Source organism: Erythrobacter sp. (genome assembly GCF_038133525.1).
Classification (GTDB): domain Bacteria; phylum Pseudomonadota; class Alphaproteobacteria; order Sphingomonadales; family Sphingomonadaceae; genus Qipengyuania.
The window spans coordinates 22,219-42,827 of sequence record NZ_JAYPTL010000008.1; the positions used below are offsets into that span (position 1 = coordinate 22,219).

General features: G+C 61.4%; 19 protein-coding genes. All 19 read left to right on the forward strand.

Going from position 1 to position 20,609, the window contains the following annotated elements:
- Nucleotides 1–9 precede the first annotated feature (9 nt).
- Nucleotides 10–486: a MarR family transcriptional regulator gene (locus AAFM29_RS18070; protein ID WP_225082872.1), complete on the forward strand. Its 477-nt coding sequence runs from the start codon at nucleotides 10–12 to the stop codon at nucleotides 484–486.
- Nucleotides 459–1,409 (forward strand): MlaD family protein, encoded by a 951-nt coding sequence (locus tag AAFM29_RS03405; protein ID WP_006834175.1) that lies wholly within the window; start codon nucleotides 459–461, stop codon nucleotides 1,407–1,409. Before AAFM29_RS18070 ends, AAFM29_RS03405 begins: the two co-directional genes overlap by 28 nt.
- A 680-nt stretch (nucleotides 1,410–2,089) precedes the next feature.
- Nucleotides 2,090–3,370 carry a CBASS cGAMP synthase gene (locus AAFM29_RS03410; RefSeq protein WP_341711414.1) on the forward strand — a complete coding sequence of 427 codons (1,281 nt, stop codon included), beginning with the start codon at nucleotides 2,090–2,092 and terminating at the stop codon, nucleotides 3,368–3,370.
- A gap of 354 nt (nucleotides 3,371–3,724) precedes the next feature.
- Nucleotides 3,725–4,174, forward strand: coding sequence for a DUF4402 domain-containing protein (locus AAFM29_RS03415; protein WP_341711415.1), 450 nt, complete (start codon nucleotides 3,725–3,727; stop codon nucleotides 4,172–4,174).
- Nucleotides 4,175–4,426: 252 nt separating this feature from the next.
- The gene (locus AAFM29_RS03420) at nucleotides 4,427–4,930 is read left to right on the forward strand and encodes a DUF4402 domain-containing protein (RefSeq protein ID WP_341711416.1); all 504 of its coding nucleotides are present in this window, start codon (nucleotides 4,427–4,429) and stop codon (nucleotides 4,928–4,930) included.
- A 60-nt stretch (nucleotides 4,931–4,990) separates the two neighbouring features.
- Nucleotides 4,991–5,503 carry a DUF4402 domain-containing protein gene (locus tag AAFM29_RS03425; protein WP_341711417.1) on the forward strand — a complete coding sequence of 171 codons (513 nt, stop codon included), beginning with the start codon at nucleotides 4,991–4,993 and terminating at the stop codon, nucleotides 5,501–5,503.
- 233 nt (nucleotides 5,504–5,736) lie between these two features.
- The gene (locus tag AAFM29_RS03430) at nucleotides 5,737–6,240 is read left to right on the forward strand and encodes a DUF4402 domain-containing protein (RefSeq protein ID WP_341711418.1); all 504 of its coding nucleotides are present in this window, start codon (nucleotides 5,737–5,739) and stop codon (nucleotides 6,238–6,240) included.
- Between the two features lie 257 nt (nucleotides 6,241–6,497).
- Nucleotides 6,498–7,457, forward strand: a complete 960-nt coding sequence (locus AAFM29_RS03435) for a hypothetical protein (RefSeq protein ID WP_341711419.1) — start codon at nucleotides 6,498–6,500, stop codon at nucleotides 7,455–7,457.
- Nucleotides 7,454–11,644, forward strand: a complete 4,191-nt coding sequence (locus tag AAFM29_RS03440; protein ID WP_341711420.1) for an SdrD B-like domain-containing protein — start codon at nucleotides 7,454–7,456, stop codon at nucleotides 11,642–11,644. Before AAFM29_RS03435 ends, AAFM29_RS03440 begins: the two co-directional genes overlap by 4 nt.
- A 71-nt stretch (nucleotides 11,645–11,715) precedes the next feature.
- Nucleotides 11,716–12,168 (forward strand): hypothetical protein, encoded by a 453-nt coding sequence (locus AAFM29_RS03445; protein WP_341711421.1) that lies wholly within the window; start codon nucleotides 11,716–11,718, stop codon nucleotides 12,166–12,168.
- Nucleotides 12,169–12,339: 171 nt separating this feature from the next.
- On the forward strand, nucleotides 12,340–12,531 hold the full coding sequence (locus tag AAFM29_RS03450; RefSeq protein ID WP_341711422.1) for an N-acetyltransferase: 192 nt from the start codon (nucleotides 12,340–12,342) through the stop codon (nucleotides 12,529–12,531).
- Nucleotides 12,528–13,088, forward strand: a complete 561-nt coding sequence (locus AAFM29_RS03455; protein ID WP_341711423.1) for an NADPH-dependent FMN reductase — start codon at nucleotides 12,528–12,530, stop codon at nucleotides 13,086–13,088. Before AAFM29_RS03450 ends, AAFM29_RS03455 begins: the two co-directional genes overlap by 4 nt.
- 293 nt (nucleotides 13,089–13,381) lie before the next feature.
- Nucleotides 13,382–13,960 carry an OsmC family protein gene (locus AAFM29_RS03460; protein WP_173215469.1) on the forward strand — a complete coding sequence of 193 codons (579 nt, stop codon included), beginning with the start codon at nucleotides 13,382–13,384 and terminating at the stop codon, nucleotides 13,958–13,960.
- A gap of 178 nt (nucleotides 13,961–14,138) precedes the next feature.
- Entirely contained in the window at nucleotides 14,139–15,389 is a 1,251-nt protein-coding gene (locus tag AAFM29_RS03465) for an NAD(P)/FAD-dependent oxidoreductase (protein WP_341711424.1), read from the forward strand.
- 11 nt (nucleotides 15,390–15,400) lie between these two features.
- Entirely contained in the window at nucleotides 15,401–16,561 is a 1,161-nt protein-coding gene (locus tag AAFM29_RS03470) for an NAD(P)/FAD-dependent oxidoreductase (RefSeq protein WP_341711425.1), read from the forward strand.
- A gap of 66 nt (nucleotides 16,562–16,627) precedes the next feature.
- Entirely contained in the window at nucleotides 16,628–16,990 is a 363-nt protein-coding gene (locus AAFM29_RS03475) for a group 1 truncated hemoglobin (RefSeq protein ID WP_341711426.1), read from the forward strand.
- A 1-nt stretch (nucleotide 16,991) separates the two neighbouring features.
- On the forward strand, nucleotides 16,992–18,038 hold the full coding sequence (locus AAFM29_RS03480; RefSeq protein ID WP_341711427.1) for an adenylate/guanylate cyclase domain-containing protein: 1,047 nt from the start codon (nucleotides 16,992–16,994) through the stop codon (nucleotides 18,036–18,038).
- Between the two features lie 14 nt (nucleotides 18,039–18,052).
- On the forward strand, nucleotides 18,053–19,939 hold the full coding sequence (locus AAFM29_RS03485; RefSeq protein ID WP_341711428.1) for an ATP-binding protein: 1,887 nt from the start codon (nucleotides 18,053–18,055) through the stop codon (nucleotides 19,937–19,939).
- 1 nt (nucleotide 19,940) lies between these two features.
- Nucleotides 19,941–20,609 (forward strand): response regulator (locus AAFM29_RS03490; RefSeq protein ID WP_341711429.1); only part of this gene is annotated, 669 nt, incomplete at its 3' end.

Sequence of the window (20,609 nt, forward strand, 5' to 3'; positions counted from 1 at the left end):
ATCTTCATGATGGACCAGATCAGCCGCGCCGCGCGCAAGGCATTCGATGACCGAGCACAGCCGCTGAGCCTCAATCGTACGCAGTGGCGTGTGTTGGCGCAGCTCATCAGAGCTCCTGCCCTGAACCAGACGGACATCGCCAGGAGACTTGAAATCACATCCTCCAGCAGCGGCCTGGAAGACATGACGCCTTCGCGCTTGAGTGACCGGACGCGGCTTGCGCAAGTCATAGCAATATTCGGTCGCCACGGGCGGGGCGGCATCACGCCCGTGTTGGGACTAGGCCGATCTCAAACCAAAACACATTCGACGCGCCCGGATGCCCCGCTCGTGGCGATTGCGCCAGGGGACGAACCTCGGTCATGTTCTATAGCGGACAACCGAATGGAGCATGCGGGACGCGAACTTTCATTGCACCGGCCCTCTGCCGGACGAACAAACCGCTGGCGGCGTGCTAGATGGAAACTAACGCAAACTTCTCCCTAGTGGCGTGGATCGTTGGCATTCTGATGCTTACGACCATCGCTTTCGCGATGTGGCTAATCGATCCCAGACCAAATCAGGAAACATATCAGATCAAGTTTGATCGCTCCGTGGAAGGCCTTCAGTCGGGATCGACTGTAACACTATCGGGAGTCCCTGTGGGACAGGTAACATCGGTCCGTCTGGCGGAAAATGAACCGGAAAACGTGGTCGTTGTTCTGACTCTCGATCCTTCTGCGGCGAAAGTCCACGGCCTTGAAGCGACAATCAGCACGGATCTGATAACTGGAGAGGCTGCGCTCGTGCTCGAGGGCCGACGGGGTCGTCAGGGCATTTACACCGACAAGTCAGGAAAAAAGATCATTCCCGCCGCGGACGAAACCGGACTATTGGGGAGGGATGCGACCGCCACTGTAGAGACCGTGGCAAATAGCATTCGCGCTCTGAACGAAGGACTGGAGCCAGAAAAGCAACGGGTGATCACCTCCGATCTTGTCCGGCTTCGAGTCACGACGGCCGCACTCGCATCGGACGCCGAAGGTTGGGACGAACGATTGGCCTCAACAAAAGGAAGATTGTTAGACTTAGGGCAAAGGGTTGGTGGATGGGGAAATAATCTTCGAGATGCAGATCGGCGGATCTCAGGGCGGAGCGCTTCTGCTATCGCGCAACGACGCCTTCGCCAATTCAGGGAGGGGGTGCAGAACGCTGAAAACAAACTTTCCCAGATAAGGAGTGGCATTCCGGCGGTCGAAGATTCTTTGGTTGAAGGTGAAACGGACCTTCGCGAGCTTAGTCGCGAACTTGCTCCTCTCAGTGAAAAAATCGAAGATATTCAGGTTGAGGGAATTACATCAAATCCTCCCCTCCCAGACTATCGGCCAAAAAGAAGAGAAGCTGGAACGAATATCGATGATTTAAAGTAAACCGAACGGATGACTGCTTCCGGGCAGAGCGCGCAGCCCGTAGAATAGCGGAGATTGGAGCGCAAAGCGGATAACGACCTACTCCGCGGTCAAGTTTGAAATTGAAATTCCGAGTCCTAAAAAAGGCATCGAACCAATACATTAGAGGGATTTTGCGGGCCTTTTGCGGGCTTTTCAGCTTGACCGAAATATCTAAACATCAGAAATTAAACGGAAAAGAAGTTCGAATGTGATGCCTCTTCTGGACCATTTTCCCTCTCGATCGATCGTAAGCGCAATCAGAATCGCGCCGAGTGTGCTCTTCGAAGTGTGATTTTTCCTCTGTCCTGTCGCGGATGGAGGCCTTCGCGTAGTTCGGGCTCTCTCTTCCAAATACGAGATTCAAGGACGTCACTTGAGATGGTCCTGGTCTGGTCTCTGCTGTGTCGGGAATCGCATCTGGATAGAGGCGAATACGCCTAACTTCCTGTGTTCAACGAATCCTGCGCAAGGTTATAGGTGGAGGCGTAAAATAGCGCTCAAGATAACGCTCATCTGATTCGCAGATGCATAATATTTCAAGATAGTCAAGAAAGTAAAAAGCGAACTCAAGGGAAAGTTTTATTTGATAGGTTTCATATCCGAATTTATCATTATCGCGCCAGAACAAGTGGTTGCGAGTCTGGCCGAGAGGTTCAAGAGTGAGAGCGAATGCTCATAGGGTGTTGTTTGGTGCGGATGGTCACGGTGCGTACCTGCATAGGCTGACCGTCGATGAAGGGCGCAAGCGGCAGATCAAGGCGGCGCGGGACGAAATTCGGAAGGAAATCTGGTCCGGCCTTCGCAACTGGCGCGATCACCTGGGTGCCGCACAACTGTTCGAAGCGGGTGCGCTCACATCCAGCTACCTGTCCGGCAGCGATCTGGCGCTTAGGCCGCAGTTCAGGATGCAGGGCAGCTGGTTCTACCACACCCTCAACCGACCGATACAGTCCCCTCCGCAGACGATCGATCTCGACGACGGCGTGTTCCTGCCGATCTCCTTTCCGGACACGCCGGGCGGGCCCCAGCCCATCCTGTCCAGTGCCGGCTATTTCGCGCTAGTCGAGCGGATCCTGGCCCCGGTCTGTGCCACAAAGGGCTGGATGCTGATCACTGACAGACCCTCCTGCGTCCGTGTGCAGATCGCCAGCGACGCGCATATCGACCTGGCGCTCTATGCTATTCCCGATGTCGAATTCGAGGCGCTGCTGGCGCAGGCGGCGGTCGCGCTGCAGTTCGATGCCGAGCTTCCCGATGAGAGCACCTTCTTCGCGGAACATATCTACCCATTTCTGCCGGCTGGGCAGCTGCGATTTGCCCATCGTCACGACGGTTGGGTGCTGTCCGACCCGCGCGCGCTCGAAGACTGGTTCCAGGAGGCGGTCGACTGGCATGGCCCCCAGATCCTGCGGGTCTGCCGATATCTCAAGGGGTGGCGCGATCACCACTGGACGACCTGCCGGCTTCATTCGATGGTGCTGATGGCCTGTGTGGCCACCGCTTATGATGAGGCCGCGCTGGTCGCCGAAAACCGCGACGATCTGGCACTCGCGATGGTAGCCCGGCGGCTACCCGAATTGCTCAATCGACGGGTCCCGAACCCGGTGGCCAAGGGCCAATTCCTCGATGAGAGCTGGTCCGCCGAATGCCGTGCAGATTTTATCGCCGGGGCTCATGCCCTTGCGGCGCGTATCGAGGCTGCGCTCGAGGCGGATCGGCCAAGTGACGTTCTGGCACATCTCCGGGCAGTCCTGGGGGCTGACCTTCCTTGCGACGAGGATCTCGTGCTGATCGAGGTATCCGACGGTGCGCCATCATCCAGCCAGGCCGGCACCCGGAGCATATTTCCCCAATTGCAGGAACAGTGCCCGGTGGAGAGAAAGCTCGCCGGCGACGCGTGCCCGATTGCATTCCTGGCTGACCGAGCGAGGGGATTGTAACCAGTTGGCCGAAATGCCGAATATGCCGCAATGCACCACGAAGGGCTCGCGCGCCCCCATTCTTGTGGCGTCCGCAGGACTTTCCGGACTTGCGAAAACTCAATGTGCCAGGCCGTTTGGCAAGTCGTTGTCGAACAGGCAGATTGAAAAAATTGAAATCAAGGTTGCGTAGATCACAGTCTGAATAAGCAAAAACATTGGAATTACATTGTGGTGCAGGCGAATAAACAACCCCATGCGGAAATATCGACTGGTAAGAGATCGATATTATCTTTCCTGATCAAGGCCTTTGTGCTTGCAGCGGTTGGTATCGTTCTGCTCCGATCCGGCGCTGCCTTGGCCGACGATGCCCGATTGAGCATAACGCCGGACCAGGAACTGCAGTTTGGTGATCTGGTTACTACGGGCGGTGGATATCGCGAGGTTTCCCCGCAAGGCCAGGTGCTGGATGTGGGCCTGGTCAGCCTGTCCACGGGCACTGCGCATCCGGCGCGGGTTACCGTCAGATATGATCGGGGCGACAACAGCCGCGATCGCCTGAACCTTCGTATCCAGATGACGTTCACGGCCAGCCAGTCGGCCGGGGGCGGTGCTGCGCGGATCAGCCGGTTTCAGACCGACTTGCCCAACGGTACCTCCTTCGCTCCCGGCCAGATTGTGGAGTTGCAAATTGCCGATTGCGTGACACGGATTTGCGAACGGACCTTCAACCTGGGTGCGCGACTGCAGGTCGATCCCCAGTTCAAGGGGTCGCAGGTCGCCATACCCGTTGGCGTAGATGCGACGCTGATTTCGACCGAGTAAGCCGTCCCTCACTTGGTGATCCAAGCCCAATTCCGCACAAGCTGACGCCCATGGCCCGGCACGTGGCGCGGTTGCGGCCATACTCGCTCACCGGTGGGGGCGTTCTAACCCCAGTGGCATATCTGCATCGTAATACGTATTAGCACGTAAAAATAATTTAGCGTGCTTGTAACCACTTGCGAATCGGTTCCGAATTCGTACTGATATTGCTACGGGTTTGTACGTAGCTAAATGGATATCAGGGGTCCGGTAATGTTGAAACCTATTCTTGGTGCGCTGGTGGCGCTCGCAATCATCCCATCACCTGCGGCGGCGCAGGCGACGGCGACGGCGCAGGGTCAAGCAGAGGTAGAAGTCATTTCCCCGATCAGCATTAGTCATATCAACCAGGCGGCGCTGAGGTTCGGCAGTCTGATTGTTGGCGCGACTGGTACAGTGCGGATCAGTGGTGGTGGCAACGTTACCGCCAGTAACGGTATTGATGTTATCGCTGGCACTACGTCACTCGATGCATTCACGGTTACCGGGGAGCCCGGTCGGTCCTTCTCTATGAGCGTCCGGACCGATCGTCCCTTCGTGCAGAGTGCTAACAATGATCAAATGGCATTCGCAGTCGAATTTCCCGGCGGCTTTTCATACCAGCTGAACGGCCAGGGCACTGCACCGGTGCTGGTCGGTGGCACGTTGAATGTCACTCTTGGCCAGAGGCCTGGCGCCTATACCGGCCAATATTCGGTAACGGCAACTTACGAATGAGTGGTGCGATCTATCTTGAATGCCGCTTAGTCGCGGCAACGAAGGTGGGGCAGCTCTAGGATGAGCCGATCCATGGTCTTCAGGGCTGCGTTTGCCGCAATTGCCGCGATCGGTGCTGGGCAGGAGGCGTTGGCGGAGGCCGGTGAAACGGCCTCGGCAACGATTGTTGCCACTGCGGAGGTCCTCGCTCCGATCTCGCTTGCGCATGACGGGAATGCCTCGCTGAGTTTTGGATCGATCGTTCTGAATGGGATTGGGGGGACGGTAAATGTCAACGTTGCGGGTGGGCACGGCACCACTGGTAGTGTGCTCTTGATCGGCGCGCGGCTGCCAACCCGGGATTCATTCATTGTTACGGGCGAGCCGCGGCGGACATTCACAATAATGACAGCGAACGGTGTCCTCGGTCAGAATGGGGGCATGGCCTACACTACCCTGCTGGGGGCTCTTACTGGCACTCTCGACGCTAGTGGCCGGGCCAGTTTCCTGGTCGGCGGGGAACTCAAGATCGAGAGTCATCAGCCGCCCGGACGGTACGCAGGAAGCTATCGGGTTACGGTAACCTACAATTGATTGCGAGTTATCCTACGTCTTCTATTTACTGATTCTATAGTTTTAGGTGTGCGATAATAACAGACTTTCTTACTATAATATAAATAGATCTGATATACGATAAAAATTTGCATTTTGATTATTGTGTGAGCTTTGTGTAACTTAACATAACTGATCGATTCGTCATATGATTGAATAATCGAGAAGGCGTATTCAGCATTACATAGATTGATCGAAATTTACGGAGAAAAGTCATGAAAAAAATTGCTTTCGGTATTGCCGTATTTGCAGCTGTGGCTGCGGTTCCTGCTAGTGCTGCGGGCGCTTCAGCAACGACCGACGGTGATGCTGCCGCGGAGATCGTTGCTCCGATCGCCATCCTTCATCAGCGGGCCACCCTGCATTTCGGAACGCTGGTCGTTGGCTCAATAGGTGGAACGGTTGTTGTTGATGACCAGGGTAATGCGTCGAGCTCGCCAGATATCACGCATGTCCCAGGTGTTACTCCAACGGCCGATGTCTTCACCGTATCGGGTGAGCCGGGCCGCAATTTCAGCTTCGTGACCGAAGCCGGCAAGGTCTCTGGCCCCGCTGGCTCGACGGACATGGGCTTTACCACGAGTGCAGCGCTTGGTGGCACTCTGGATAACCTGACCGGGACTTTCGATATTAACGTCGGTGGTGAGCTCACGGTAAATGGCTCGCAGACGCCGGGTTCTTACGTTGGCACCTACAGAGTGACTGCGGCCTACAACTAAGCCGATTTCAGGGTCTGGTCACATTGTGGCCAGACCCTGAAATTCTGGACAGCAAGGTTGCGGCCCGGCTCCGCCCTTCGCAATGAGGGGCCTCAATTCTCGAATAATCTCGGGTATTGATAGCAGATACCAGCGTCTAGGATGGCTACCCCCTAATTAATGTTATCATGATGCATGACTTTGCTGAACAAAACGTAATGAGCAGTTAAATCATTGTATCAATCTTATATTTAAAAAGGTGAAGTGATAAAGCAATCATGCTGAATATATATTCAAACGTATTTCAAGCGCGTCGCAAACACTCCACTTTTATTGCTAGTTTTATTGCGATTTTTGCTCTTTGGGGAGGATTTCAGGCGGCGGCGCAAGAGCGGCAATCCAATGCATCGCCTTCGTCAAGCGCCCAGTCTGAAAGTGCGGTCGCGGGCTTTGGTGACGTAAATGTCTATCCCAAGCGTATCGTTTTGGACGGCAGGCGCCAGATCAAGACAATCGGCCTGTTCAACAAGGCGGTAAACGAAGGCGATTATCAGATCAGTATCGCAAGCTTTGGTATGATGCCAAGCGGACAGATCCTGGCGTTTGACAACGGCCTGGATGCGGCCGTTCAGGCGCGGGTCAAGACCGCGGAGCAATTCCTGCGGCATTCGCCACGCCGGGTCACGTTGCGTGGAGCTGAATCCCAGCTCATCAATGTGATGGCGCGTGCGCCCTCCGACCTGCCTGATGGCGAATACCGCTCGCACTTCGTGATTACTGCCATCCCCCGAGAACTTGGTGGGACAACTTCCATCGAACAGGCGGCGAGCGACACGCAGGCGAACGAGGTTGGCGTTACCATCTATCCACAATTTGGTATCTCGATCCCAATCATCATACGGATCGGTGAAACTACGCTGAACGTGGGACTCAGCGATCTCCAAATGGTGAAGACCGCTGAAGGGCAGGCCGCAGTTTCATTTAAGATCAACCGGCAGGGCACCCGATCGGCCTTTGGTGATATCGTGATCCGTGCCCAGGGTCTGGAAGAACCGCTGGTCTCTATTAAAGGCGTGGGCGTCTATCCCGAAATCGATAGCCGCCAACTGGTGGTGCCGCTCGATCGTCAGGCCGATGCTGCCCGCCTCACGCGCGGCACTGCCATCACGGTGACCTATCTCGACGATGATGCCGAGCCCGGCAACATTCTGGCAGAGCGTACCTTCGCCCTGCCATGACCCGGCACCTTTCCTACCAGAAGGCTGCTGTGGTCCTTGTCACGGCGGCCCTGATCGGAGTCGGGGCGAGCAGGCTCGACGTCGCAGGGCTTCCCAAGAAGGAAAACAAGCCACGCGACCGCACGCCCAAGGGCTGGCAAAACCCCAGCGGCGGGGAGCTGCCGAAACCCAGCTTCGGCGATATTGATCCTGCGGAACTGTCGAACGACGAACCGCTGCTGGTGGGACATAACCCCAAGGTCAGGCCGCGCGACCCGCTCGATGGGCGAGCACCGGCCAAGCCGCGTTCGGCACGATCTGCCTTGCTTGCTTCGGCCAGCACCGATGTTGCCATTCCGACGTCCGAGTTGGGACGTGGCCCCTCGGGCGGCACGGGTGAAGCCCCGAACGTCGCCCAGGAGGCGCAGGATGACGATTTCCTGCCGGTCCCGACTTTCGGTTACCCCAAATTGGCGGATGCCGGCTCTGCCGATGCTGCGGCAACCACCAAGGATGCCGGTGGGGAGGAGCCTCACAGGGCAAAGCCATCCAGCGGCAAAGGTGGCCAGGCGATCGCGTCGTCAGAGTCGACGCGTGAAACGCCCAAGCCAGCGTCTTCGATAAAACCTGCAACCACACCAGTTCCCTTGGCGCCGCCTGCGCCGGCGGCCGCAGGCGGCTTCGCTGCTGGTTTCGTGGATACCGGGTCAGCCAGCGCGGCCAAGGCCGCAACACCCTCCAGTTTGTCGCTGGCGCAACACGATGCATCAGCCACGGCCGCTCCCGAAGGATCCGACGCAAGTCCTGTTACCGCATTCGTCGGCGAACAAGCTGAAGCAAGCGCCCAAGAGCCGGATCCTGTAGGGCCCACATCGAGCATGCGCCGCGCCACCAGCCGTTCGGCGACCTCGTCATTCGCAGAGCCACCTGCGCCACAACGTCCGAGCCCGGCCGTTGCCTCAGTTCAACAGTCACAGCCGGTCGCCCAAGTCGTCCCGGCGCAGGCACCGTCGCCCGCGCCTTCGCCATCGCCGGGCAAGACCTTCAGTTCCGGCTCGTCGGACATAGCGCAGGGAACGGCGACCACCGCTGGGGCACCTGCCGCTCGGCAAGCTGCCGGTGAGTCCCGGGTAGCAGCCATAGCACCCGCGGTGCCGGCTGCGGCGCCAGCGCCCTCTAGGGTGGCCAAAGCGGCGACGACACAACCCCCGCCAACACCTGCTAACACCGAAGAAGCCCCGGTCACGCAGGCGGCCACCCGCGGTGTGAGGGCGGCGGTGGCCCCGCCGGCGCGACCAGCACCAGTGCAATCCAGCTCTGCCGCTTCTCCGGAGCCTGCAGCCGCATTCTCGCAGGTCGAGCGGGTGGACCCGGATGAGCAACTGGCGCCCGCCCCGGTCGTCATACCGCGATCCATGCCAGCGCCCCCTCCGCCGCCACCTCCGCCAGTATTGGCTGAGCGCAGAACGGAAACAAAGGTCGAGCCGGCTGCCTTGGCGCCCGTTCGAAATGCGGCCTCTGCGGGCTTCATCCCAGCATCGGCGACCAGGCTTTCGCATGGCGACGGCAACCCGCCGCAGTTCACCGAAGAGGACGAGCTGATCCTCAACCTGCGCCTCAAGGGCGCATCGGTGGGCGACAGCATCCTGGCCTATGCCGATGGCGAGCAGCTTTACCTCCCGCTCGGTGCACTTGCGCGCTTGCTCGACCTCGCCATCGTCGTCGATCCGGACGGGCGGCGGGCGACGGGGTGGACGCTCGACGAGCAGCGCACCCTGACCATCGATCTCGATCGCCACGTCCTTGTCAGGAACGGGGCCGAGCTTCCCCTTTCCGCCGATGCGGCTGCCGCGGTTGATGGTGAACTCTATCTCAGCACCGCCCTGCTCGAAGAGATCCTGCCGTTGCTGTTCCATGTGGACCTGCGGCGGCAGTCGATCGAACTCGAGACCAAGGAACCTTTCCCGATCGAGGCACGCATTGCTCGCGAGGCGCAGCGCACCCGGCTTGCGGCGTTCCAAAGGAATGGCACGGAGGAACAGTGGCAACGCGAAGAGACGCCTTGGCACCTCGCTGCGCTTCCGCTGGCGGATCTTGAAGTCCGTGCCGTCTCCGACAATTCGCGGGGCGAGCGGGTCGAAAGCGACATTCGGTTGGCGGGCGACCTTGCCTATCTGACCGCCGAAGCGTTCCTTGCGGCCGATACGCAATATGGTCTCACGGGTTCCTCGATCAGATTCGGGCGGGTCGATCCCGATGCCGAACTCCTGGGGCCGCTCAAGGCCTCCGAATTCTCCTTCGGCGACATATCCAGCTACGCGGCGCCAATCGGCCTGCGCAGCACCAGGGGGCGCGGACTCGCCCTGTCCAATTCACCGGTCGAAGTGGCCTCCGTCTTCGACAGCGTCGATCTTCGTGGCGCGCTGCCCGACGGATATGAGGCTGAGCTCTATCGCAACGAGGTCCTGATCGCCTCGACCTCGCAATCGCAGAACGGACAGTACGAGTTCCTCCAGGTACCGGTGGAATTCGGCCTGAACCAGTTCCGCATCGTCTTCTACGGACCCCAAGGGCAACGCCACGAGGAAGTGCGCCAGATCTCGGTTGGCGACGGTCGCCTGAAGAGCGGCCAGCTGCTTTATCGCTTCGGTGCCGTCCAGAAGGACGAAAACCTGCTGGGTGTGCGCGATCCTTTCTATACGAGGCCGGACGACTTCGGTGACTGGCGTATCAATGGTGAGGTCTCCTACGGAATCAGCTCACGGGTCACAGCCGTCGCCAGTGCCGCCTGGTTTGAAACGCCGGAAGCGGACAGGTGGCTGGTATCGGGTGGAATCCGGACCGGGGTCGGCCCGGTTGCCCTCAAGAGCGACGTCGCCTTTGCTGATGAAGGTGCCTACGCCCTCAGCGCAGGGATCGGGGCACGGATAGGCAAATCCAGCCTTGCCCTCGAACACACGAACTACTCGGGCGACTTCATCGACGAGACCAGGATCTTCTCACGTGAGCCACTGCGGCACGTTACCGAACTCGACTTCAACTCCGTCCTCCAGCTCGGCAGTACGATTGATGGGCTGACGGTCCCGCTAACTGCGCGATTCCGGCACTATGAGACCGTAGGGGGTCGTAAGCAGACCGATGCGGCGCTGCGCGCGTCAACCCGGTCCGCGGGTGTGTTGATCTCGAACACGCTCGAATATCAGCATACCCAGATCAACCAGCTCCAATCGAATTCGCAACTGTTCGGCAATTTCGACCTCACCAGCCTGGCTCACCCCGGGCTGCGCACCAGGGGAACGATCGGCTATCGCTTCCTTCCCCAGGCGGAACTCGTTTCCGTCTCGGTCGAAGCCGACTACGAAATCGATGACAAGACCTCCGCCCGGGGCCGCTTCGGCTACTCCTATGACGATGACTCGGCGCTTTTCGGCCTTTCGGTGGTCCGCGAGTTCGAACGCTTTACCCTGGCGCTTGATGGCAATGTCGGGGTTGGGCGCAGCGACTACTCGCTTGGCCTGCGCTTCATCACCAGCCTGGGGCGGGACCCCTTGCGCCGAGAACTTTTCGCCACGCGGCCAGGGTCGGCTTCGCAGGGCGGGGCCTCATTGCGCGCGTTCCAGGATCTCGATGGTGATGGCATATATGGCCCATCGGACCGCGTACTGCCCGATGTCACCTTCGCCACCTACAATCAGACGGCCCAGACCGACCAGGACGGGTTCGCACGGATCGATCACCTTGGTACCGGCCGGCCGATCACGCTCAAGCTTGATCCGACCAGTCTGCCGGATATTTCGCTTGGGCCGGTATCGGGCGGAATCGAAATCGTGCCGCGCCCGGGTGTCATCCACGCCACCGATTTTGCCGTCGTCGCGCTGAGCGAGATCGAGGGTATCACCCGTTTCGAATCAGCAGGAAGCATCAAGGGTGTCTCGGGCGTGCGCCTGCAGCTGATCGATGCCCGGAATCAGGTTGTTGCCGCGACCAGGACGGAAATCGACGGATACTATTTCTTCGAGGAAGTCCGGCCAGGGGCCTACCGCATTGTCGTCGACGAAGAGCAGGCCAGTCGCCTCAATCTCTGCCTGTCCGGCCCTGATGCCCTACAGGTTGGCAACGAGTCCGATGTCCACACGCGGGACCTCGTCTTGAGGCGCTGTTCTGAACTGGTCGCTCGTCCCTCCGCCAGCCAGCCTCTCCTGCAGTAGACCCCCTTGCGCATTTCGCCAACAACAGAAGACTACCAATGCTCCCGATGATTGCCTCCGTATCGAGGTTGGTGCCCACATGTGAGAGTCAAGGCGCGTCGCGACAGGTCATCTCGCTGGGTTTCAATGGAGGTCCGGCGGAACATCGGGAATGCATCACGGTTACTGACCTGTCCCGGACCAAAGTGCTGTTCCAGGCATCGCCAGAACTGCGGCTGGAGCAGAACATCCTGATCGACATACCGAGGGCGGGGCGGGTTGATGCCAGGATCGTGAAGAGGGAGAATGAACGGATCGATGCGGTGTTCGAAACGCCGATCGATCATGCCTCCGTCCGAGCAGTGCGGCTGGCCGCGCCAATGGGCCCATCCTGCTCCGAACAAGCCGAAATGGACGCGGTTCGCGAAGCCTATCAGAAGCTGACAGTCGCACCGCAGTGGTTCGTTTGGCTGGAAGGCATATTGTCGGTAACCCTGATCCTGGCCTTCCTCTATGCCTTGTGGTTCTTGCCGATCAGCAATTGAAGCCGATGGGGTCGAGCCAAATTGCGAGAACCCCGCCTGTAGCGCTTGTTAGTATCCGGCTGCAGCAACGATTGTCGGTTTCAACGGCTGGATGCGCGCTGGCCGGCCGCTATTGTCATGCGCGGCGGGATCTGACGATCCTGTTTGGCCAAACACTACGAGAGGCTGCCAGTGACCGAAATTGCCATCCATAGGGAAGAGGGTGTGCGGCATGGCCGCTATGTCGCGCGCGACGAGGGCTTTCGCATCATACCGCTTTGTCCTTACGTGCGGGCCCGTTGCGAAAAGCATCCCGACTGGCGCGATGTGATGACCGTCGAGCCTGGTGTGAAGCCGAAAATTACCGGAGGCTTGGAGCAATGACCCGTCTTCTTGGTATCGCTGGGAGCCTGCGCCGGGGCTCTTTCAATGCGGCGCTGCTGCACAACGCGGCCGAACTTCTGCCTGATGGAGTATCGCTCGAAGTTCGCACGCTCCATGGAATCCCGCTCTACGATGCCGACGAGGAAGCCGAGCATGGGTTGCCAGCGGCGGTAACCGCGTTGAAAGATGCTATTGCATCGGCAGATGGCGTGATCCTGTCGACGCCCGAGTACAACAACGGCATCCCCGGCGTATTCAAGAACGCGATCGATTGGGCATCACGCCCGCCCGCAGATACAAGAAAGGTCTTCGCGGGCCGACCCTTCGCGATCGTTGGCGCTTCTCCGGGCGGCTTTGGCACGATCATGTCGCAAAACCATTGGCTGCCCGTTTTGCGGGCCCTCGGGGTCGACCTGTGGACAGGCGGAAGCATGATGGTCTCCCGTGCAGGGCAAGCCCTCAATGCGGATGGCCAGATTGAGGACCCTGAGCGGCGCGAGCAGCTCAGAAACTTCCTGGCCGACTTTGCCAAATTCGCAACCCGCGGCGGGGACTGAAGGCGTCGAGAGATTCAATCTCGAATTGGTACGCCAAATGCCGCTGACCAGGCCTGCGGCAAAACCCAGGCATTGATTCAATAGCAAGGCTGTTAGGTCAGGAGTGCCTTGCCTCTTTGAACTCTTTGACGCGTAAATGCCGATCTCGGGGCAGATGATCGTTTTCGCCTGAAACGATTGAAACCCAATTCGCGGCTGCGCGGTATCCTGCAGAAACAAACGCGCTCCAAAACGCCCCTCGTTCTTCCGCCGCAGTGGACGGGAAGCACGATGGATCAATTGGAGTAGATTGCATGTCCGAAGTTATGACCAAGCCCGCCCGCGTCGCCATGAACGGCGTCGACGTTCCCACCTTCATCGCCACGCTCGGTGCGGTCGACGCGCAGCGCGAAATCGCCCGCTTCACCTTCCGCGCCAATGGCCAGTGGCTGGCCGGCACGCACAGCCGCATCGCGTTCAAGGATTTCTACGGCGCCTGCGCCGAGAACGACCACCGCCAGCCCTACACGATCGAAGGCGATCACCCCGAAGTGCTGTGCGGCACCGATAATGCCCCGACCCCGGCCGAGCTGCTGCTCGGTGCGCTTTCGGCCTGCCTCACCGCCGGCATCGGCAACATCGCCTCGATGCGCCAGGTGAAGCTGGAATCGGTCGAATGCACCGTCGAAGGCGACATCGACCTCAACGGCATTCTCGGCCTCGACCCGCAGACCCGCAACGGTTTCCAGGGCGTTCGCGTCACCGTGGCGATCAAGGGCGATGCCGATGATGAAACGCTCGAAAAGATCGTGCGCCAGTCGGTTGCCCGTTCGGCAGTGTTCGACGTGATGACCAACGGCGTTCCGGTTGCGGTTGCCGCCAAGGTCGGCTGACGCCTCTCCCCCCAAACCTCTCCGTCAGCCCGGGCCCGTCGCACCTCGCGTGCGGCGGGCCTTCCTTTGGCGCTGCCGCCGCGACTGAAACGATTGAAACGCAATTCCGCTGTGCACGGCACACGCCCGATACATTGGGCGGCGAAAGCCGGGGGACGGAATTTACGGAGTTTGTCCCATGGCACAGTTCATCGATTGCCTGATTATCGGCGGAGGCCAGGCCGGCCTCGCGATGAGCCATTGCCTGCAGCAGGCGGGCGTCGAGAACCTCGTGCTCGAACGCGGTTCGATCGCGCATCGCTGGACCAGCGCCCGCTGGCCTTCGCTGCGCCTGCTGACGCCCGGCTGGATGACCCGCCTGCCCGGCCAGCAGCTGGCCGACGCGGCGGACGGCTTCCTCGGCGCGGGCGAACTTGCGGCCCGGCTGCAGATCTATGCCACCGGCCATCGCCTGCCGGTGATCGAGAATATCGACGTGCTCGCGCTCGAACCGCTGGGCGAGCGCTTTCGTGCCGTTACCTCGCGGGGGACCTGGGTTGCGCGCAGCGTGGTGATCGCCACCGGCGCCTGCGACCGCCCGCGCCTCCCGCGCTGGGGCGCGCAGCTTTCGCCAGCGATCCACCAGCTCGTTTCGAGCGATTATCGCGGCGCCGATGCTCTGCCGGACGGCGGGGTGCTGGTCGTCGGGGCCTCGGCAACCGGTGTCCAGCTGGCCAGCGAGATCGCGGCCTCCGGTCGTGCAACCATGCTCGCCGCGGGTAGCCACGTCCGCTCGCCGCGCCGCTATCGCGGGCGCGACCTGTTCGACTGGCTCGATGCCAGTGGCTTCCTGACCGACCGGACGCCTGCCAATCGCACCCCGGCACAGCTCATCGCGCAGCCTTCGATGCAACTGGTCGGCAGCGACGACGACCGCGAGATCAGCCTTGCCGGCCTTGCCGACCAGGGTGTCGCGATCGCGGGCCGCGCGATCGGCGCGCTGGGCTCGACCGTCGCGTTCGAAGACGACCTGACGGCCAATATTCGCCGGGCCGAGCAGCGTCGCGAAGGCCTGCTCGCGCGGATCGATGCCTATATCGCCGCCGAAGGGATCGATGCGCCGGAGGATGAGGCCGCGCGTTGCCGGCACGGCGTGCTGGTTCCGTTCAGGGGCGCGGTCGACCTGAAGGCGCGCGGGATCTCCACCGTTGTCTGGGCAACCGGATACCGCCGCGATTATTCCTGGCTGCACTTCGACGCCTGCGACGCGCAGGGCGAGCTGCGCCAGGCGGGCGGTATCTGCGACATCCCCGATCTCTACGCGCTGGGCCTGCCCTTCATGCGCCACCGCGCTTCGAGCTTCATCGACGGCGTCGGCCGCGATGCCGAAGCGCTCGCCCCCATTATCGCCGCCCGGTTGGGCGCCACCAACAGCCTGCGGGCAGCCTGAGGAAAGCCGTCATGTCCATTGTCCACCAGACCCGAAGCTACGATGCCGTTATCGTCGGCGCGCGCTGCGCCGGGGCGGCCACCGCCATGCTCATGGCCCGCCACGGCGGCCGGATCCTGCTGATCGACCGCGCCGAAGAGGGTAGCGATACGCTGTCGACCCATGCGCTGATGCGCGGCGCGGTGATGCAGTTGCAGAACTGGGGCGTGCTGCTGCCGATCATCGCGGAAAATACCCCGCCGATCCGCCGCACTTCCTTCATTTATGGTGAGGCGCCCGCGATCGATATCGACCTTTCGGAAAGCCACGGCACGCAGGCGCTCTATGCCCCGCGGCGGACCGTGCTCGATCGCAACCTCGTCCGCTGCGCGCGCGAGGCCGGGGTCGATACGCTGTTCGGCGTGACGATGACCGGGGTGATCAGGGGACCGCGCGGCAGCGTCCGCGGCGTCACCCTGCGCGACAAGACGGGCGAGCACGAAGTTCGCTGCGAGCTGGTGATCGGTGCCGACGGGCGCAATTCGCCGCTCGCCCGCCATGTCGGGGCCGGGCTGGTCAAGACCGGCACCAATGCTTCGCAGGTGGTGTTCGGCTATTTCTCCGGCCTGCGCGACTGCGGCTACCGCTGGTATTGGGGCGATGGCGCTGCGGGCGGGATCATTCCGACCAATGACGGCGAGGCCTGCGTCTTCCTCTCCGTCTCGCACGATGGCCCGCATGATTTGCTCGGCGCGATGCGCGGGGGCGATCTTGGCGCGATGGCGGAGCGGCTGGTGCCGGCGATGGGGCGCGACCTTGCGGGCGCGAAGCTATCGGGCAAGCTGCGCGGCTTTGCCGGCCAGGTCGGGCACCTGCGCGAAGCGTGCGGCAATGGCTGGGCGCTGGTCGGCGATGCGGGCTATTTCAAGGACCCGATCACCGCGCATGGCATCACCGATGCGCTGCGCGATGCGCAGCTGCTGGCCGACGCCTGGTCGCGCAGCCGGCTCGACGACTATCCGGCGATCCGCGACGCGCTGTCGCGCGATATCTTCCGCCTATCGGACAGGATCGCGGGGTTCGACTGGAGCATGGAGGAGGTCGCCTCGCTCCACCGCTCGCTCAACACCGCGATGCAGGCCAACCAGCACTGGATCGCGGACAACCTCTACCGCCGGCGCGAGGCCGCCTGAGCCAATACCTTGATTTACCCGGCCTCACGGCGCAGCATGCCCGGCAGGTGGGATGGAGTTTGCGAAATGGCGCAACAGTCGATGTTCGACAAATACGGCGGCTTCTCGGTGGTCAGCAAGATCGTGCTCGACCTCTACGAACGGCTGCTCGACGATGATGACCTTGGCCCCTTCTTCGACGATGTCGAATTTGCCAAGATCGTCGATCACCAGACCAAGTTCGTTTCGTCGGTGATGGGCGGCCCCGCCGCCTATACCGACAACCAGATCGAGAAGCTGCACAGCCACCTGGCGATCGGCGGCGGGCATTTCGACCAGCTGGCCAGGATCCTGGCGGAAGTGCTCAAGGATCACGGCGTGGCCGACGAGGATGCGGCCGAGATCGTCGGCGCCTTCACCGCGCGGCGCCACCTGGTGGTGAACCGCTGAGATGTCGATCGAAGCGATCAACGAGCAGCTGCTGCGCGCCATCGGCGTCGGGGTGGCGCTGCTGGACCTGTCGGACCTCAAGTTCCGCTTCTTCAACGACACCTTCAAGGAATGGTTTTCCGAGATCGAGCTGGGCCAGCAGCTGGGCGACGTCTTCCCCGATATCGATGCCGCCGGCGTGCGGCGCGCGCTCGACGAGGCAGGCCAGTTCACCGGCGAGGCGAGTTTCCGCGTGCGCCGGCGGACGATGACCATCGCCATGACGGTCAACCCCGCGCTCGACGGCAAGGAACGCGTCGCGGTGCTGGTGTGCCAGAACATCAGCCGCATCAAGGAACTGGAATCGATGATCGATTCCTATTCGATGATGGTCGAGCGCAACACGCGCGAGATCAAGCGCGAGAAGGAGCAGGTCGAGAAGCTGCTGCTCAACATGATGCCGCGCTCGGTCTATGAGGAGTACAAGACCTTCGGCGTGGTCACGCCGCGCACCTATGACCATGTCGCCGTGCTCTGCCTCGACTTCGCCGATTTCTCGGGAACCGTCGCGCGCCAGGACCCGGGCGTGATCGTGAGCGAGCTCAACGATATCTACACCGCCTTCGACCGTATCGGCGACCAGTTCGGTTGCGAGCGGATCAAGACCGTCGGCGATCTCTATATCACCGTGGCCGGGATGCCCGATCCTTCGGAACGCTCGGTCCAGTCGATCTCCGATGCCGCGGTGCGCTTCATCCGCTATCTCGAGCAGCGCAATCGCAGCCACCCGATCGACTGGAACTGCCGCATCGGCCTGGCTTCGGGTTCGGTGATCGGTTCGGTCGTCGGCGTGCAGAAGTATATCTACGACGTATTCGGCCCGGCGGTGGCGGACGCCATGCGGCTGCGCGAACACGCCGGGTTGATGGAGATCGTCGCGAGCGAGGATTTCGCCGCCCGCTTCGGTGACGACCACCCCACCGTTTCGGCGGGTGAGGGCAGGACCGCCGATGGCAAGTCCGTCAGGCTGGTGCGCCTGCTTGCCGATACCGATGCGGTCGGCCGCTGATCGGCGGGCGCGCGATGGCGACCACGCAACCCCGGCGAAGCGGAAATCAGGACGGGTTGTTCCGTGAACTGATCGACGGTTTCCCGCATGGCATCGCGCTGTTCGATGCCGATGCCTTGCTGACCTATTGCAACCCGGCGATGCTGCGGCTCAATCCGCGGCTGGAAGAGATCTTCGAACCCGGACTGCCGTGGGATCGCCTGCTGGTGGAAATGGTCGCCCGCGGAGCGATCGACCGTGGCGCGCAGCAGCGACTGTCGCAGATGGAAAGCAATCTCGATGAAAGCGACCGGTCGAGCCCACGGCTGGTCGTCGAGATGCGCGACCAGGGCTATCACGAGATGATCCTTGTGGCGGTTACCGGCGGCGGCTTCGTGCTCGACCAGCGCGATGTGACCAAGCGCGAAATGGCGGATGAGCAGGACCGCGAGGCCGATGCGCTGCTGCGCCAGGTGATGGAGGCATGCCCCGCCAATCTCGTCATGTCGCGCATCGACGATGGGCAGATCATCTATCGTTCGCCCGCCGCGCGCGAGGTCCTGGGCCCGGGCAAGAAGGTCAACGAACATTTCGTCAAGCAGTCCGACCTCGCCGATTTCGTCACCGCACTGCTCCCGCAGGGGCGGCTGGACGAAGTCTTTGCCACGCTCAAGGATACCGACGGCACCACTTTCCCCGCGCTCGTATCGTCGCGGCTGATCGAATATCGCGGCGAGGATGTGGCGGTTTCCTCGCTGGTCGACATCAGCAAGGAAGTGGAGATGCGCAAGATGCTCGCCGCGCAGCGCGAGCGGATCTTCGAGACCGAGAAGATGTCGGCGCTGGGCGAACTGCTGGCAGGGGTCGCGCATGAGCTGAACAACCCGCTGTCGGTGGTGGTCGGCCATGCGCTGATGCTGCGCGAGGAAACCGACGATCCGGAGATCATGCGCCGGGTCGAACAGATCGAGGCGGCGGCCGAACGTTGCGCGCGGATCGTGAAGAGCTTCCTCGCCATGGCGCGCGAACAGAAGGTCGAAAAGCAGTCGCTCGACCTCGACGAACTGCTCGACAATGCGCTGCGCACCATTGCCGAAGGGGATATGGATTTCGCGATCGAGGTGAGCCGCGATATCCCCGCCGCCGCGCCCAAGCTGTGCGGCGATGCCGCGCAGCTGGAGCAGGTCTTCACCAATCTGCTGGTCAATTCGCAGCAGGCACTGCTCAAATCGGGCAAGGCGGGGCAGGTCACGATTTCCGCCCGGCCTGACCGGGGCCGCAAGCTGATGGTGATCGATTTCCGCGACGATGGCCCGGGCATTCCCGCGCATATCGGCAAGCGGGTGTTCGAACCGCTGTTCACCACCAAGGAGGTCGGTCAGGGCACTGGGATCGGTCTGGCCTTCTGCCACCGCGCGCTGACCGCGCACGGTGGTTCGATCGAACTGATCCCGTCGGAAGTCGGCGCGCATTTCCGTATCCACCTGCCACTGGCGGAAGAGGAACTGGCCGGCAGCGAAGAGACCACAGGCCAAACCGGTGGCAATGGGCGCGGGCACGTGCTGGTGATCGACGATGAGACCGACGTTGCCGAACTGATCGCCGAAATCCTGCGGCGCGATGGCTTTACCGCCGACATGGTCCATTCGGGCGAGGAAGGGCTCGATGCGCTGGCGGGCACCGATTACGATGCCATGCTGGTCGATATCAACATGCCCGGGATCGGGGGCAGGGGCTTCCTCGAACGGATCAAGACCGAAAAACCCGCGCTGACCCGGCGCATCGCCTTTGTCACGGGCAGCACGATGAGCCCCGATTCCCGCGCCTTCCTTGACAATAGCGGCCGCCCCTATCTCGAAAAGCCGGTGGCACCGGCCGATGTGCGGGCGCTGGCGCAGCAAATCGTATCCGGGGGTGAGTGAGATGGAGCAGCGATCCCTTGTCTGCATCTGCGACGACGAGCAGCCGCTGCGCGAAATGCTGGCGGAATATCTCGGCAAGAATGGCTTCGAGACGGTCGAGGCACATGACGCGGCGAGCCTGCGCGCGGTGCTGGAGGAACGCGAGCCGCAGGTCCTGCTGCTCGACATCAACATGCCGGGCGAAGACGGCTTGTCGGTCCTGCGTTCGCTGCAGGGTGACGATCGCGCGCCGCGCGTGATCATGCTCACCGCCGCGGGGGAAACCGTGGACCGGATCGTCGGGCTGGAAATGGGCGCCGACGATTATCTCGCCAAGCCGGTCGATTTGCGCGAACTGGTGGCCCGTGTGCGCGCGGTGCTGCGCCGCTCCTCGCGCAAGGAGGTGGAAGATCCGCAGGCCGCCAAGGGTCGCCTGCCTTTCGGTAAGGCCTGGCTCGATCTTGAGGCGGCCAAGCTGTTCGACCTCGAAGGCGTGCAGATCCCGCTGACCTCGATGGAATATAATCTGCTCAAGCTGTTCGCGAAGAACCGCGGGCGCGTGCTCAATCGCGACCAGATCCTCGAAGGCGCGCATGATCGCGAATGGGACCCCTTCGATCGCAGCATCGACATCCGCATCTCGCGCATTCGCAAGAAGATCGAGCACAATCCCACCAAGCCGGCGGTGATC

Coding starts and splice junctions, on each gene's coding strand:
- AAFM29_RS03480 (WP_341711427.1), top strand. CDS start 16,992: ATGTCGATCGAAGCGATCAACGAGCAGCTGCTGCGCGCCATCGGCGTC.
- AAFM29_RS03460 (WP_173215469.1), top strand. CDS start 13,382: ATGTCCGAAGTTATGACCAAGCCCGCCCGCGTCGCCATGAACGGCGTC.
- AAFM29_RS03465 (WP_341711424.1), top strand. CDS start 14,139: ATGGCACAGTTCATCGATTGCCTGATTATCGGCGGAGGCCAGGCCGGC.
- AAFM29_RS03420 (WP_341711416.1), top strand. CDS start 4,427: ATGTTGAAACCTATTCTTGGTGCGCTGGTGGCGCTCGCAATCATCCCA.
- AAFM29_RS03405 (WP_006834175.1), top strand. CDS start 459: ATGGAAACTAACGCAAACTTCTCCCTAGTGGCGTGGATCGTTGGCATT.
- AAFM29_RS03475 (WP_341711426.1), top strand. CDS start 16,628: ATGGCGCAACAGTCGATGTTCGACAAATACGGCGGCTTCTCGGTGGTC.
- AAFM29_RS03425 (WP_341711417.1), top strand. CDS start 4,991: ATGAGCCGATCCATGGTCTTCAGGGCTGCGTTTGCCGCAATTGCCGCG.
- AAFM29_RS03485 (WP_341711428.1), top strand. CDS start 18,053: ATGGCGACCACGCAACCCCGGCGAAGCGGAAATCAGGACGGGTTGTTC.
- AAFM29_RS03455 (WP_341711423.1), top strand. CDS start 12,528: ATGACCCGTCTTCTTGGTATCGCTGGGAGCCTGCGCCGGGGCTCTTTC.
- AAFM29_RS03430 (WP_341711418.1), top strand. CDS start 5,737: ATGAAAAAAATTGCTTTCGGTATTGCCGTATTTGCAGCTGTGGCTGCG.
- AAFM29_RS03435 (WP_341711419.1), top strand. CDS start 6,498: ATGCTGAATATATATTCAAACGTATTTCAAGCGCGTCGCAAACACTCC.
- AAFM29_RS03440 (WP_341711420.1), top strand. CDS start 7,454: ATGACCCGGCACCTTTCCTACCAGAAGGCTGCTGTGGTCCTTGTCACG.
- AAFM29_RS18070 (WP_225082872.1), top strand. CDS start 10: ATGGACCAGATCAGCCGCGCCGCGCGCAAGGCATTCGATGACCGAGCA.
- AAFM29_RS03470 (WP_341711425.1), top strand. CDS start 15,401: ATGTCCATTGTCCACCAGACCCGAAGCTACGATGCCGTTATCGTCGGC.